The 13,950-nt window shown below is 58.3% G+C and carries 18 protein-coding genes; 5 read left to right on the forward strand and 13 right to left on the reverse strand.

Features of this window, described 5'->3' with window-relative positions; genetic code table 11:
- Positions 1-5: 5 nt before the first annotated feature.
- Together AC0V61_RS06720 and xseA are read right to left on the reverse strand one after the other, a co-directional pair.
- Positions 6-209, reverse strand: coding sequence for a DUF2093 domain-containing protein (locus tag AC0V61_RS06720; protein WP_486156493.1), 204 nt, complete (start codon positions 207-209; stop codon positions 6-8).
- A gap of 23 nt (positions 210-232) precedes the next feature.
- Positions 233-1,735, reverse strand: coding sequence for an exodeoxyribonuclease VII large subunit (gene xseA, locus AC0V61_RS06725; protein ID WP_486156494.1), 1,503 nt, complete (start codon positions 1,733-1,735; stop codon positions 233-235).
- On the opposite strand from xseA, the gene purD reads away from it, so the two are divergent.
- Together purD and AC0V61_RS06735 are read left to right on the forward strand one after the other, a co-directional pair.
- Positions 1,734-3,002, forward strand: coding sequence for a phosphoribosylamine--glycine ligase (gene purD, locus AC0V61_RS06730; RefSeq protein WP_486156495.1), 1,269 nt, complete (start codon positions 1,734-1,736; stop codon positions 3,000-3,002). The two genes, xseA and purD, sit on opposite strands and share 2 nt — an antisense overlap.
- Positions 3,003-3,057: 55 nt before the next feature.
- Positions 3,058-3,411: a c-type cytochrome gene (locus AC0V61_RS06735; protein WP_486156496.1), complete on the forward strand. Its 354-nt coding sequence runs from the start codon at positions 3,058-3,060 to the stop codon at positions 3,409-3,411.
- 316 nt (positions 3,412-3,727) lie between these two features.
- Here the strand turns inward: AC0V61_RS06735 and AC0V61_RS06740 are convergent, their stop codons facing one another.
- On the reverse strand, positions 3,728-4,741 hold the full coding sequence (locus AC0V61_RS06740; RefSeq protein WP_486156497.1) for an adenosine kinase: 1,014 nt from the start codon (positions 4,739-4,741) through the stop codon (positions 3,728-3,730).
- A 188-nt stretch (positions 4,742-4,929) separates the two neighbouring features.
- Here AC0V61_RS06740 and AC0V61_RS06745 point away from each other — a divergent pair, with 188 nt between their 5' ends.
- From AC0V61_RS06745 to AC0V61_RS06755, 3 genes are all read left to right on the forward strand, one after another.
- Positions 4,930-5,622 carry an EI24 domain-containing protein gene (locus tag AC0V61_RS06745; protein WP_486156498.1) on the forward strand — a complete coding sequence of 231 codons (693 nt, stop codon included), beginning with the start codon at positions 4,930-4,932 and terminating at the stop codon, positions 5,620-5,622.
- On the forward strand, positions 5,622-6,029 hold the full coding sequence (locus AC0V61_RS06750; protein ID WP_486156499.1) for a hypothetical protein: 408 nt from the start codon (positions 5,622-5,624) through the stop codon (positions 6,027-6,029). Before AC0V61_RS06745 ends, AC0V61_RS06750 begins: the two co-directional genes overlap by 1 nt.
- Positions 6,030-6,096: 67 nt before the next feature.
- A complete protein-coding gene (locus AC0V61_RS06755) occupies positions 6,097-7,065 on the forward strand; it encodes a hypothetical protein (RefSeq protein WP_486156500.1) in 969 nt (322 codons plus the stop codon).
- A gap of 29 nt (positions 7,066-7,094) precedes the next feature.
- Here AC0V61_RS06755 and AC0V61_RS06760 read toward each other — a convergent pair whose 3' ends face one another.
- The 10 genes from AC0V61_RS06760 to AC0V61_RS06805 all read right to left on the reverse strand — a co-directional run bounded on the left by AC0V61_RS06760 (position 7,095) and on the right by AC0V61_RS06805 (position 13,884).
- Positions 7,095-7,457: a HesB/IscA family protein gene (locus tag AC0V61_RS06760; RefSeq protein WP_486156501.1), complete on the reverse strand. Its 363-nt coding sequence runs from the start codon at positions 7,455-7,457 to the stop codon at positions 7,095-7,097.
- On the reverse strand, positions 7,457-7,918 hold the full coding sequence (locus AC0V61_RS06765) for an SUF system Fe-S cluster assembly protein (RefSeq protein WP_486156502.1): 462 nt from the start codon (positions 7,916-7,918) through the stop codon (positions 7,457-7,459). Before AC0V61_RS06765 ends, AC0V61_RS06760 begins: the two co-directional genes overlap by 1 nt.
- Before the next feature lie 7 nt (positions 7,919-7,925).
- Positions 7,926-9,173 carry an aminotransferase class V-fold PLP-dependent enzyme gene (locus AC0V61_RS06770; protein WP_486156503.1) on the reverse strand — a complete coding sequence of 416 codons (1,248 nt, stop codon included), beginning with the start codon at positions 9,171-9,173 and terminating at the stop codon, positions 7,926-7,928.
- Positions 9,143-9,571, reverse strand: coding sequence for a hypothetical protein (locus AC0V61_RS06775; RefSeq protein ID WP_486156504.1), 429 nt, complete (start codon positions 9,569-9,571; stop codon positions 9,143-9,145). Before AC0V61_RS06775 ends, AC0V61_RS06770 begins: the two co-directional genes overlap by 31 nt.
- The gene (locus tag AC0V61_RS06780) at positions 9,568-10,323 is read right to left on the reverse strand and encodes a SufD family Fe-S cluster assembly protein (RefSeq protein ID WP_486156505.1); all 756 of its coding nucleotides are present in this window, start codon (positions 10,321-10,323) and stop codon (positions 9,568-9,570) included. Before AC0V61_RS06780 ends, AC0V61_RS06775 begins: the two co-directional genes overlap by 4 nt.
- Positions 10,320-11,084, reverse strand: a complete 765-nt coding sequence (gene sufC / locus AC0V61_RS06785) for a Fe-S cluster assembly ATPase SufC (protein WP_486156506.1) — start codon at positions 11,082-11,084, stop codon at positions 10,320-10,322. Before sufC ends, AC0V61_RS06780 begins: the two co-directional genes overlap by 4 nt.
- Positions 11,085-11,217: 133 nt before the next feature.
- On the reverse strand, positions 11,218-11,775 hold the full coding sequence (locus tag AC0V61_RS06790; RefSeq protein WP_486156507.1) for an endonuclease domain-containing protein: 558 nt from the start codon (positions 11,773-11,775) through the stop codon (positions 11,218-11,220).
- Positions 11,772-11,951 (reverse strand): hypothetical protein, encoded by a 180-nt coding sequence (locus AC0V61_RS06795; protein ID WP_486156508.1) that lies wholly within the window; start codon positions 11,949-11,951, stop codon positions 11,772-11,774. Before AC0V61_RS06795 ends, AC0V61_RS06790 begins: the two co-directional genes overlap by 4 nt.
- Positions 11,951-13,441, reverse strand: coding sequence for a Fe-S cluster assembly protein SufB (gene sufB, locus AC0V61_RS06800; protein WP_486156509.1), 1,491 nt, complete (start codon positions 13,439-13,441; stop codon positions 11,951-11,953). The genes AC0V61_RS06795 and sufB overlap by 1 nt, the downstream gene beginning before the upstream one ends.
- Positions 13,438-13,884 carry an SUF system Fe-S cluster assembly regulator gene (locus AC0V61_RS06805; protein WP_486156510.1) on the reverse strand — a complete coding sequence of 149 codons (447 nt, stop codon included), beginning with the start codon at positions 13,882-13,884 and terminating at the stop codon, positions 13,438-13,440. The genes sufB and AC0V61_RS06805 overlap by 4 nt, the downstream gene beginning before the upstream one ends.
- Between the last annotated feature and the right edge of the window lie 66 nt (positions 13,885-13,950).

Below are 13,950 nucleotides of genomic sequence, written 5' to 3' on the forward strand. Positions count from 1 at the left end.
CGCCCCTATTCCTGACCAAGCAAGCGGCGCGTGGCGATTTCAGGCGTGGCGTAGGCCTCCTGATGCTCAGCGCTCCAATACCGCAGCTCTTCCAAGGGGATTACCGCGCCGGAAACAGCGCAAATGACATGGTGGCCGGGGCGCAAAACGCGGAAACCGGAGGGGCCATAATGGAGTTTGGCGGTTTTATCGCCTGAGGACATTAACATAGGCGCGAGCATAGCACGGGTGGCTAACCGAATAAATCGTCTTGAGCAGGGTTTGGCTTAGATGGCTTTGCTTTGCGCTTTCCGGGTGCCGGTGCCAGCGGGGGTGAGGGCGCAGCGGATTGGGCTGGCGGCGGAGCATCGCCCACACCAACACTGAGCTTGCCGTCCTTGAACTCAAGGCTGAGCACGTTGTGTGTGCGGGCGTCCTGCTGCGTTGTCACCACGCCGCCATCATCGCTGCGAACAATGGCATATCCTCGCTCTAGCGGTTTATTCGGATGCAGCTGTTCCACCAGCCGCGTGAGCGCGTTCAAACGCTGTTGTCGTTCTGCAATGGGACGTTCAACGAGAGCGGGGCTAAGACGGACACGGGCAAGCCGGTCTTTGCGGCCTTCCAATGCTTGGTTGAGTAATCTTGGATTGAGGCGCGCGGCTGTTCCCGCCAGTTTCTCGCGCCCCTGCCCTGCCCGGTCGCGCAAACCCCGGCGAAGGCGTTCTGACAGATCGTCGAGCTTTTGCGCTTGCGGCTGCAACAGCGCTTCGATTTTAGGCATTCGGCGCACGCGCGCCTCGAGCCTTTCGCGTCCCAGCTCTAAAGGCCGATGCACGGCGCGGCGTTGGCGATTGGCGAAGTCGGCAATCGTTGCCTCAAGGTCCACCCGCACTGGCACTGCCATCTCGGCAGCAGCGGTTGGCGTGGGTGCACGTTGATCGGCGGCGTAGTCGGCAAGAGTGGTGTCAGTCTCATGGCCGACGGCTGAGATCACGGGGATGGAGCATTCGGCGATGGCACGGACAACGATCTCCTCGTTGAAACCCCACAAGTCTTCAATCGAACCGCCGCCACGCGCCACAATAACCACATCGGGGCGCGCGACAGGACCACCCGGAGCGATCTCAGAAAACCCTCGAATGGCCCCTGCCACCTGTTCAGCTGCGCCCTGCCCTTGCACCAGCACTGGCCACACCAGCACATGGCTTGGGAAACGGTCGGCGAGGCGGTGGAGAATATCGCGGATCACGCTGCCCGTTGGAGACGTCACAACGCCAATAGTCCGCGGAAGGAATGGGAGGCGGCGCTTGCGTTCGCGGGCAAACAACCCTTCCGATTCAAGCCTTGCGCGGGTCTTCTCAAGCAGCGCCAGCAAAGCGCCCTCGCCCGCAATCTCAAGGCTATCCATCACGATCTGATATTTGGAGCGCCCCGGATACGTGGTGAGCTTACCCGTCGCGATCACCTCCAGCCCATCTTCGGGCACAAAGGCCAGACGCCCCGCATTCCCGCGCCACATCACGCCATCAAGTACGGCTTTATCGTCTTTAAGCGCGCAATACATATGGCCAGACGCGGCGCGTTTAACGCCTGATAGCTCGCCGCGAAGCCGCACATAGCCAAAGCGATCCTCCACCGTGCGCTTTAAGCTTTGCGAAATCTCGCTGATTGTCAGCGGTTCGGCATTGTCGCCCTGCCTACTGCGCGCTAGCAGGCCAGAATTGTCGTCATTGGAAGAGGGGCTGCGAGCCATGAATATCCTGTTGATCGGGTCGGGTGGCCGCGAACATGCTCTAGCCTGGAAGCTCGCGCAATCCCCGTCTTGTACGAAGCTCTACGCCGCCCCCGGAAATCCGGGCATTGCCGAGGAAGCGGAGCTGGTGACGCTTGATGTGAGCGATCACATGGCGGTGGTGGAGTTTTGTAAAGCGAAGACAATCGGCCTCCTCGTGATCGGCCCTGAGGCTCCGCTTGTCGATGGCCTTGCCGATAGCCTCGCCGCCAGTATCCCGGCTTTCGGACCATCTGCCAAGGCCGCGCAATTGGAAGGTTCCAAAGGCTTTACCAAAGACCTGTGCGCGAGGGCCAATATCCCCACCGGCGGCTATGTCCGCACGCACTCCCTAGGCGAGGCTGTAGAAGCGCTTTCCAAATTCACCGCACCCTATGTGCTCAAGGCCGACGGGTTGGCCGCAGGCAAGGGCGTAGTGATCGCTCCCACCCTTGAAGAGGCAGAGGCCGCGCTTGCCGATATGTTCGATGGCGCGTTTGGAGAGGCTGGCGCGCAGGTGGTGATCGAGGAATTCCTCGAAGGCGAGGAGGCGAGCTTCTTTGCCATCACGGACGGTGTGAGCGTGCTCCCCTTCGGCACAGCGCAAGACCACAAGCAGGTGGGCGAAGGCGATGTTGGCCCCAACACCGGCGGCATGGGCGCTTACTCGCCTGCGCCTGTGTTGACCCAAGAGTTGCAACAACGCGTTCTCACCGAGATCATCCAGCCCACGGTGGACGCGATGCGCGGCGAGGGAATGCCCTATTCCGGCGTGCTCTACGCAGGCCTCATGCTAACCGCGACCGGGCCGCAGCTGATCGAATACAACTGCCGCTTTGGCGACCCCGAATGCCAAGTGCTGATGGCGCGCTTCCAAGGCGATTTGGCCGCGGTGATGCTAGCCTGCGCCAAGGGCGAGTTGGCGAGCGCCGAGGCAAGCTTTGCGGAGGAAACCGCGCTCACTGTGGTGATGTGCGCTCGTGGCTACCCCGGCACACCAGAAAAAGGCGGCTCGATTGACTTGGGCTCAGCGCAAGAGGGCGGCGCTAAGGTCTTCCATGCGGGCACCAAACTGGTGGACGATGGGCTCGTCGCCAACGGAGGCCGCGTCCTCAATGTGACGGCAAGCGGCGCGAATGTGACCGAGGCGAAAGCGGCGGCCTATGAGGCGGTTGGGAAGGTGGACTTTGCGAGCGGCTTCTACCGCAGCGATATCGGCTGGAAAGAGGTGGCGAGAGAGGCCAATTGAGCCGGAATTGATCTGGATCAACGACGCCTGCTCCGGCGCAGCGCAAAAAGGGAGCATGACCTACAGCCCCTTATTCCTCGCTCCCATTGCCGCAGGATCAGCGCTCGTAATTAGTGCTTGCGTGACAACTGATGCACCACCCCCTCCTGATCCGCCTGCCTTTGTCGAGGCGGCTTGCGGGGGATGCCATTCTATCGAACCACCCTTCCTCTCCCCTAACGCAGGTGCGCCCAGCTTTGAAGCGGTCGCCAATCGACCCGGCGTAACGCGGGCAACGATCAAAGCATGGCTCAGAAACGCACACAATTACCCCGAGCAAATGGACTTCGACCTTACGCGCGAAAGGGTCGATGAGGTTGCGGACTATATGATCACGCTAAGGCGCAAGGACTACGTGCCGGTGGAGTGATACATCCTATCCGTCACCTCGGCAAAGGCCGGGGGCCAGCGTGCTTAGCCGCAAAAGAAGAAGCTGGATCGTGGATCAAGTCCGGGATGACGACGGGCGCGATAGGGTGACTGTTTTCCTACTTCGCACCCGCCAGCTACCGTGCGTGGATGCCCCGGCAAATCCCCTCAATCCCACTCGCGCTCTCATCGAGAAAAGCGATCAAAGCACGCGCCAATAATCGAATGGATTTCAACCCTTGTACAGTGTGCCAAGTGTGCCAAACTTCCTACAAGCTCAGCTCAAAGGGGGAGGTAAGCCAGACTTCACCCTGCAATTACAGGCTCTTCTCCATCAGCGCCTTCATATCGGTCTCGGGACGCGGGCCGTAGTGGCTGATCACCTCTGCCGCCGCAATCGCGCCGCGTTTGAGGCACGTCTCGAGCTTCTCACCGCGGGCAAAGCCGGCGAGGAAACCGGCGGCAAATTGATCGCCTGCACCAGTGGTGTCGACGACCTTTGCAACCGGCGCAGCGGCGACGACGGCGCGCTCGCCATAGGCGCTGGCAACGGCTCCCTTAGCGCCCTTAGTGGCCACGAGGACGGGAACATTGGCGGCGACTTGGTCAAAGCCGGTGTCGAAGTCCTCTTCACCCGTCAGGGTCGCAAGCTCGCTCTCATTGACGAAGAGGATGTCGATCAGCCCCTCTTCGATCATGCTACGAAAGTCATCGCCGTGACGATCAATAACAAAGCTTTCAGACGCGGTGAAGGCCACTTTGCGGCCAGCCTCGCGCGCAACGCCCATCGCGCGGCGCATGGCGTTGCGCGGCTCTTCGGGGTCCCACAAATAGCCCTCAAGATAGAGGATGGCAGCGCTTGCGATCAGGTCCTCGTTCAGGGCAGACGCAGGCAAGAACTGGCTGGAGCCAAGGTCGGTGTTCATCGTACGCTCGCCGTCGGGCGTCACGAAGATAAGGCAGCGGCCGGTTGGCGGGTTCGCAGGCGTTCCGTCAGTGGGGCGAGGCGCGGTATCGAAATCGATGCCGGTGGCGCGCATGTCGTGGGCAAAGACTTTTCCGAACTGGTCCTCGGCAACCTGGCCAACGAAAGCACACTGGATGTCGAGCGCTGCGAGCCCGGCAAGCGTGTTAGCCGCCGAGCCGCCCGACTTCTCCGTCGCCGGACCCATGGCATCATACAGACGATCAGCACCCGCTGGATCAACAAGGGTCATGCCGCCGCGGTTAAGGCCCAGCTCTTCGATATCCTCTTCTTTGCAAGAAGCGATGATGTCGACGATGGCGTTGCCAATGGCGATCACGTCATAGCGCGGAGTGGTGTCTGACACGGGAGCGTGGTCCTTGGATGAATTGAGGAGAATGTGGTGTGGCCGCGCCTAGCGGGAAGCAACACGCAGGCCAAGCACAAATGGGCCAAGCATAAATGGGTCAAGCATAAACGGGAGACACGCAAAGGGGGTGATAGTGCAGTCTGGTGGTTTGACTAGGTGAACAGATGGAAGCAACGGTTGGGTCTATGAACGCGGTGATCACAGCATTGGCGAAGGGCATGGGCCAGCTCACAGATAAGGCCGTGGTGAAGCTGCTGCTTAAGACAGGCGCCCTGACCATGCTGGTGTTTGTGCTGTTTGGGATCGGACTTTACGCCGTCCTTAGTTGGGCATTGGCCGCGAGCGGAATGGATGAAACCGGCTGGGCGGGCGCTTTTGCAGCAGTGGTGCTAGGCAGCCTTGCCTTCTGGTTCTTGTTCAGAGTGGTGGCACTTGGCGTCTTACAGTTCTTTGCCGATCAAATTGTGATTGCGGTTGAAGAACGCCACTATCCGCAAGCTGCAAGAGCTGCCCGTAAACTGCCCTTCCAACGTGATCTGGCAAATAGCCTGAGAGGGATGGGAAGAGCCCTTTTGTTCAACGCTTTGGCGCTGCCGATTGCCATTATCCTCATGTTCACCGCCATTGGGCCTGCGGTCGTGTTTTTGACTGTAAACGCGGTGCTCTTGGGCCGTGAACTCACCGACATGACATGGTTCAGGCACTGCTCAGAGCCACCTGAGGCCAATCCAGTGCCAGGAATGGAACGGTTCATCCTTGGCGGAGTTATTGCTGTCATCATGGCGGTGCCTTTTGCCAACTTCCTCGCGCCGATCTTGGGGGCGGCTGCAGGCGCGCACTTGACACACAAACATATGGCTAATCGTGAGGGGGTGTAATGGCTCAGCGTCGAACATTTGGCCTCTTAGGGCTTGGCTCACTTTTGATTTCGGCCTGTGCCACAGTGCCTGATACAGCGCCTTCACCCGTCGCTGGCAATAGCTCTCCCATAAGTGTTCGAGCTCCTCAGATCTTGCGCGAAGAAGGCTTGGAAAGCGTTATCGGGAAGCGCGCATCAGCGTTAAATCAACGCTTTGGCAAGGCGCGGATTGACCTGTCAGAGGGTGATGCTCGCAAGTTGCAATTCAGTTCGCAAAACTGTGTGCTCGACATCTTCCTTTACCCTTTAGAGCAAGGGAGCTCACCTATCGCCACTCACGTTGAGGCCCGCATGCGGGTGGGTGGCGGCGAGATTGACCGCGCAAGGTGCATCGATGAAGTGGAACGCGCGTCAAGCGGCGGGTAGTGATTGGTAACCCCGCTTTAAGCACATTGTGGCATTCCTACCCTCGTATCAAAGGGGTACTTATCAAATGACCACGCATTTCTCTGAGCTTGTCAAGGCCGCTGCCGCTGATGGAACCGTCGACCCGCAAGAGGTTCTTGCGCTGCGCCGTCAGGGCTGGGGCGATGGGATTATCGTACGCGAAGAGGCTGAGGCGCTCTTTGCGTTGAACGATACGATTGAAGATCGGGGCCAGGAATGGTGCGACTTCTTCGTCGAAGCGATTGGCGAATACGTGCTCAACGGCACTGAACCCAAGCGCCAGTGCAATGACAAAGAAGCTCGCTGGCTCATTGAACAAGTGGACCGTGATGGTGTCATGGATAGCTTTGTTGAGCTTGAGACTATCGTACGGATCATTGAGCGTGCTGAAAACGTGCCCAGCGTTCTCAAGGATTATGTGATTGAACAGGTTGAGAAAGAGGTTCTAACAGGGACCGGCCCGACCCGGTGTGGCGGCGAGCTATCAGATACACATATTACAGCAACCGAAGCGAAAATCTTGCGCCGTGTTGTATTTGCGAGCGGTGGCTATGGCCCTGCAGCCGTCAGTCGTTTTGAGGCAGAGATGCTGTTCCGCTTGAAAGATGCGACGCTTGCCGATGCAAACGCGCCTGAATGGGAACAATTGTTCCTTGATGGGGTCGAAAACTACCTCAAAGGCTTCACCATGGCGAATGCGCAGCTCAGCCACGACCGCAAACTTGAACTAGAGAACTTCATCGCGGACAATGAAGCCAATGTTGGACGGTTTATGGGCGGTATGGTCCGTGAAGCGCCAGCTGTTGCAGAAGGCTTTGCTAATGTGATGGGCGTAGTCTTCGGTAAGCGCAAAGGCGGGGCGGTATCGGAATATGCAGGCGAAAAGATCGTCGCAGCATCGATTGAGGGCGCACAGGTAACTCAGGCAGAAAAAGACTGGGTCAATGCTATGATCGACGCCGATGGTGAGCTGGATGATCTGGAGCGCAAATTGATCGCACGGATCGCTGAATAATAGCAATGTCCCAAGTGCATTGACCGCACTCAGACCATAAAGCTCTCACCGCAGCCACAAGCCCCTTTGGCATTTGGATTTTCGAAGGTGAAACCAGCGGTAAAGTCGTCCTCAACCCAATCCATGGTTGAGCCAACGAGATAGAGTACGCTTGCGCCGTCAATGTAGAAGATGCCGCCCGGAGTCTCGATCTTTTCGTCGAACTTGGCTTCTTGTGTCACATAGTCAACCGAGTAAGCGAGGCCTGAGCATCCCCGGCGCGGGGTGGAAAGCTTCACCCCAACCGCGTCATCAGGCGCTTGGCTCATAAGATGCGCTATTCGGGCTTCTGCACCTTTGGTAAGGGTCACAGCAGCAGGCAATTTGCGTGTCTTGGTTTGCGTTTCGGTCATCACAACATCCCCAATTCGAGCCGCGCCTCGTCGGACATCTTCTCCGGGCTCCAAGGTGGATCCCAAACCAGATCAACCTCTGCATCGCGGATACCGGGCACGGAGGCTGCACGCAGCTCTACCTCGCCCGGCATAGTCTCTGCCACGGGACAATGCGGCGTAGTCAACGTCATCGTGATCGTCGCGTCGCACTCATCATCCACCTCGACACCGTAAATAAGACCAAGGTCATAGATGTTCACCGGGATCTCAGGATCATAGATTTCCTTAAGTGCATCAACCACGGCTTGCTGAAGGTCACCGCCTGCACCGCCACCGGACGTTTCGGCGGGCTTTTGGTGGAGGAAGCCCTCGAGGTAATCGCGTGCACGCGGCTCTGTGTTGGCCGCAATATCCGGGTCGACCGCGTCTTCAACACGAGCGCGCGGCGGCTTTGTCGATGTATCGCTTGGAGTGCTCATAGCGTTCTCATGCCTTTCCAAAAATCCGGCGTGTGCGCGCAATGCCCTCAAGCAGCGCCGTCACATCCTCATCGGTCGAATATAGCCCAAAGCTGGCGCGCGCCGTAGCAGGCACACCGAGATAATCCATCAACGGCTGTGCGCAATGGTGGCCGGCGCGAATAGCGACATTGGCCTCGTCCAGGATCGTGCCCAGATCATGGGGGTGAATATCGTCGATCGTGAAACTAACGATGCCCGCGCTGCCTGCAGGACCAAAGACGGTCACATCATTCATCGCGATGAGTTCGCGCCGCAAACGTTCGACCAAGCGGGCTTCTTCTGCGTGCATAACGCTAAGCCCAACTTCGCTTACGTAGTCGGCAGCGGCTGCAAAAGCGATAGCCTCCGTAATTGCTGGCGTACCGGCCTCAAAGCGCTGAACACCTGTTCCATAAGTTGTCTTCTCAAAGGTCACACGGTCAATCATCGCCCCGCCGCCTTCCCAGGCTGGCATATCAGTGAGCAGCTGTGCACGCGCCCACAGCGCTCCGATGCCTGTGGGACCATAGAGCTTATGCGCGGAGAACACGTAAAAGTCGCAGTCCAGCGCAGCTACATCAACCGGCATATGCGGCACCGCCTGGCAGCCATCCAAAAGCAGCTTTGCGCCAACCTTATGTGCCATTTTCGCAGCGCGGCTTGCATCAAGGACGCCGCCCAAAACGTTGGAAACATGGGCAAATGCAACAATTTTATGCTGCTCGCAAAGCATCGCTTCAGCAGCGTCCAAATCAATCTGATGGTCATCAGTTAGCGGGGCAACATCGATATGTGCGCCGACTTCTTCAGCCAGCATTTGCCAAGGCACGATGTTGGAGTGATGCTCCAATTGAGAGAGCAGAATGCGATCTCCAGCCTTTAGGTTCGCCCGCCCCCAAGTTTTGGCTACCAGGTTGATCGCCTCGGTCGCACCCCTGGTGAAAACAAGTTCGTCTTCGCTGCCACCGATTAGACCTGCGACACGCCTGCGCGCAGCTTCATAAGCCAGCGTCATATCAGCCGAGCGCGAATACACGCCGCGATGAACGGTCGCATAGTCCTCGCCCAAAGCACGCGCCATCGCCTCGATCACCGCGCGCGGCTTTTGCGAAGTCGCGGCGGTGTCAAGATAATGCCACGCTGCGCCATCCCTGGTCACCAGACCTGGAAAATCCGCGCGAAGCCTAGAAGCAGGTGATGAGGCTATTGTGAGGGACAAACTTCTCTCGTCCATGTGTTTGAATTGGGGCCTTTTTGGCATTTACGACGCAATCCCGCTGCAACAGCTTCCCACGCGCCACTTTCCGCCTTGAGTTCGATGCGCCACTGAACGGCTCGCACAATCGCATTATCGATGTTGTCGACGGTAGCGATCACAACTTTATGCCGTGGATTGCGTGGGTTTCGACCCTCTTCATAGTCTGCATCGCGCGCAGACAGCCCCAGCGTTTGGACGTAAAACTCAACGACATCCTTTGGCTCATCATATGTAATGGCATAGCGTTGTTGCGGTGCAAATTCGCTTGCTGGAAGCGCAACGGCGCTCTCAACATCATCGGCAGCCAACGGCGTTGCCATAAGCGTTAGACAAGTCGCAGGCACCAGCGCCCATGCAAATGTTCTCTTAGTCATAATCTTCCCTCCAATCGTGTGAGCGCAGCGGTGATCAGCCGTTCACGCTCGTCCTCGTCTTCCAGTCCCACGAAAGCATCGCCTATGAATGCCTGAACAAGCAAGCGTTGTGTTTGTTCAGGTGAAAGCCCCCGTGCCGCCATGTAAAAGCGTGCAGCCTCGTCCAATTGGCCAACGGTTGCACCGTGGGCGCATTTTACATCGTCGGCGAAGATTTCGAGTTGTGGCACAGCGTTGGCGCTCGCGCCTGCCTCTAAGAGCAAGCCTTTAAAATCCTGCGCGGCATCGGTTTTTTGAGCATGGCGCGCGACTTTGATCTCGCCGAGGAAATTGCCAGTAGCCTGGTCCCAATGGACTGCCCGGATCGTTTGGTTTGAGGTCGCATCAGGCTCTGCGTGGATAGTTTGCGTCACAAACTCGCGCACCGCCTCGCCGCCGCCGATGGTGACACCGCCGAATTCAAAGTGTGCGCCTTTGCCGAGCGTCACTGCGATCTCGAGCCGGGTGTAGTCAGAGCCAGCGCTGGTCGCGAAGACTTCTGCCCTCGCGCCTTCACCTACGGCTAGTCGCATCCGGGTGACTTCAGGGGAATCGCTGCCGACGGTCAGGCAAATGCGCTTGGTTTCGCCCGCGGCGAGTGCGATATCCTGCCATTCAGCAATGCCAGCCGTGCCGAGCTTTGCGACCGCGTCGATATCGGCATAACGCCACGCTTCATCGCGGCGAGTGGGGAGGGTTGCAGCCTCGCTCATGCGAGAGCCTCTGACATCACCGCGTCATAGCCTTCGTCTTCGAGGCGAAGTGCCAGGTCTGGGCCGCCGGTTTGGACGATGCGGCCATCGGCGAGGATGCTCACCCGGTCGGGCTTCACCACGTCGAGCAGGCGCTGGTAGTGGGTGATGAGGAGCACGCCCTTGTTGCTATCGCGCATGATCGAATTGATGCCCTCGCCCACGATGCGAAGCGCGTCGATATCGAGGCCGGAGTCGGTTTCATCAAGCACAGCGAATTTGGGATCGAGAATGCCCATCTGGACCATTTCAGCGCGCTTTTTCTCACCGCCGGAAAAGCCGACGTTTACCTGCCGCTTGAGCATTTCCATGTCCATTTTGAGGAGCGCGGCTTTTTCTTTGGCGAGTTTCAGGAACTCACCGCCAGAAAGGGGCTCCTCGCCGCGGAACTTGCGCTGAGCATTGAGAGCCTCGCGCAGGAATTGGACGTTGGAGACGCCGGGGATTTCAACCGGATATTGGAAGCCGAGGAACAGGCCTGTGGCGGCGCGCTCATGCGGGTCGAGGTCGAACAGGTCTTGCCCCGCAAATTCAACCGAGCCGCTAGTGACGTCATATCCGGGCTTGCCGCCAAGGACATTGGCGAGCGTCGATTTGCCCGCGCCGTTAGGGCCCATAATCGCGTGAACTTCGCCAGCAGCGACTTCAAGAGAGAGGCCCTTGAGGATCGGCTTAGGCGTATCCTCGCCAACGGTTGCGTGAAGGTCGGTGATCTTAAGCATCAGTGTGTCTCGCTTGATGTTTTGTCGTCACCCCGAACTTGTTTCAGGGTCCATTTCTCTATCTGCTCCGACTGTGCGGGCTGAGGGATGGATGCTGAAACAAGTTCAGCATGACAGGAGAGAGGAGAACGGCTCATCGGCGGCCACCGTCATCGCGATCATCGCGGTCATGTCCACGATTGTCTTTGCGATCGGGCCGAGAGTAATCTTGGTTGGGATTGGCCTCGCGGTGGGCGCGCGCGGCGTCTTTCTTGTCGCCAATGCGAATGCGCATACCGGCGGTGATGCGTTGGAGCACGGCGTCCATATCATCGAGAATATCGGTGGCCTTGATCCGCATTACGCGAATGCCGACGCTCTCAAGGCTCTTGTCCCGGCGTTTCGCCAGCGTCTCGTCCTGATCCTCTTCATCGATCATGATCGCCATGCCGAGGTTGTGGCAGTTGAAGTCGACAATGGCCGAGCCGACAACGGCAAAGCGTTTGAAGGTGTAGCGGCCAAGATCGGCCTCGGCGAACTTCTTGGCGAGCGCCTTGTTCGCAGGGGACGCAAAGCGCCGCATTTCGCGCGCACGGTCGTGAAGCGCATCGAGACGCTTATCCGAAATCTTCCACCCACGGCCCTTTTTGGGCAGCTCGGGGACTTCGGATTCGCTTGTGTCGCGGAGGCCTAGGGTTTTGCGGTCAGTCATGCCGCTTTCATTTCCTTTGAGCGGTAGAAGCGCAACAGTGCGAGATCTGATTCCTGGCCCCCTGTCCCGACGCCAATCTTACCATTAGCTTGAGGTTCTGTTTGGATTGTGATGTCATTTTCAAGCGCCCATTCCTTGATGGCGTTGAGCTCCGACTCTTCGATTATCAGCACCATCACCCCACACTCCCCTCAAGCGAGATCGCCAGCAGCTTCTGCGCTTCCACGGCAAATTCCATCGGCAGCTCTTTCAGCACATCCTTGGCAAAGCCGTTGACGATCAGCGCCACCGCTTCCTCCTCGTCGAGGCCGCGTTGTTGGGCGTAGAACATTTGTTCGTCGGAGATTTTGCTCGTGGTCGCCTCGTGCTCGATCTGAGCGCCGGGGTTCTTCACCTCGATATAGGGCACGGTGTGCGCGCCGCATTCATCGCCCAAGAGCAGCGAGTCACATTGCGTGAAGTTGCGCACGCCTTCCGCCTTTGGCCCCACGCGAACAAGCCCGCGATAGGTGTTGTTGGAATGGCCGGCACTGATCCCCTTGGAAATGATGGTCGAGCGCGAGCCCTTGCCATTGTGGATCATCTTGGTGCCGGTGTCGGCCTGCTGGTAATTGTTGGTGACCGCGACCGAGTAGAACTCGCCCACGCTGTCCTCGCCATTAAGCACGCAGGACGGATACTTCCACGTCACCGCGCTGCCGGTTTCAACCTGCGTCCAGCTGATCTTGGAGCGGTCGCCTTGGCATAGCCCGCGCTTGGTCACGAAATTGTAGATGCCGCCCTTGCCCTCGGCATCGCCGGGATACCAGTTCTGGACGGTCGAATATTTGATCTCCGCATCTTCCATCGCGACCAATTCCACGACGGCTGCGTGGAGCTGGTTTTCATCGCGCATGGGCGCGGTGCAACCTTCGAGATAGGAGACGTATGCACCCTTCTCTGCGATGATCAAAGTGCGCTCAAACTGGCCCGTATTTTCAGCATTGATGCGGAAATAGGTGGAGAGCTCCATCGGGCAGCGCACGCCTTCGGGGATGTACACAAATGTGCCATCGGAGAAGACCGCTGCATTGAGGCAGGCGAAGTAGTTGTCGCGCGTGGGCACAACGCGGCCCAGCCACTTTTTGACCAGCTCAGGATACTCCTTGATCGCCTCAGAGATCGAGCGGAAGATAACGCCTGCACGCATCAACTCTTCGCGGAACGAGGTCGCAACGGAGACAGAGTCGAACACCGCGTCCACGGCGACTTTCTTCGCGCCTTTGACCCCGGCGAGCACCTCTTGCTCGCCCAGCGGAATGCCAAGTTTATCGTAGACGCGCTTAATCTCGGGATCGAGATCGTCGAGCGAATCGAGCTCCACCTTCTTCGTCGGCGCGGCGTAATAATAGGCGTCTTGGTAATCGATCTTGGGATAGCCGACCTTGGCCCAATCGGGCTCTTCCATCTCCTGCCAAAGGCGAAACGCCTTAAGGCGCCAATCGAGCATCCATTCCGGCTCACCCTTTTTGCCAGAGATAAACCGGACCGTGTCCTCGGTGAGGCCCTTCTCGGCAAATTCGGTCTCAATATCCGAGGACCAGCCATGCTCATACTCAGTCGCAGCAGCAGCCGCGTCCTTGGCGTCCTGATCCATTTCTGGTTTTAGGTCGAGATTGTCGGTCATGCCGTAAGCTCTTTTTGTGTTTGCATCTGAGAGGGTTGCTTCGCGGGTTCTTGGCGAAGGTCAGCGAGGGACACCTCAGCCAACGCGCCGCGAAGCTTGGAATTGATGAGCGGCCAGTGCGGTTTCATGTTGCAGCCCGCTTCGTAGTCGCAGTCGCCATGGTCAAGGCAAGCGGTGAGCGCAATCGGCCCCTCCACCGCTTCGACAATGTCTGCAACAGTGATCGCAGCAGCAGGGCGGCCCAATTGCAGACCACCATTTGCCCCGCGCACCGAACGTAGCAATTGCGCTTTGGTCAGCTTCGACACCAGCCGCTGAACGGTTGGCACAGGAAGCCCGGTCTCATTCGCCAGCTCAGCCGCGCTCACCCGCCCGTCCCCGCAATGGGTCGAGGCTTGCACCATCGTGATGATGGCATAGTCGGTGAGATTGGAGAGGCGCATGGGAGCTGAAAAGTGCCTTATTGCGAGCGGTTCTTAAATCGGACTGATTGAGTCGGATTTCAAATA

It is taken from the genome of Erythrobacter sp. JB1-4 (assembly GCF_057365025.1).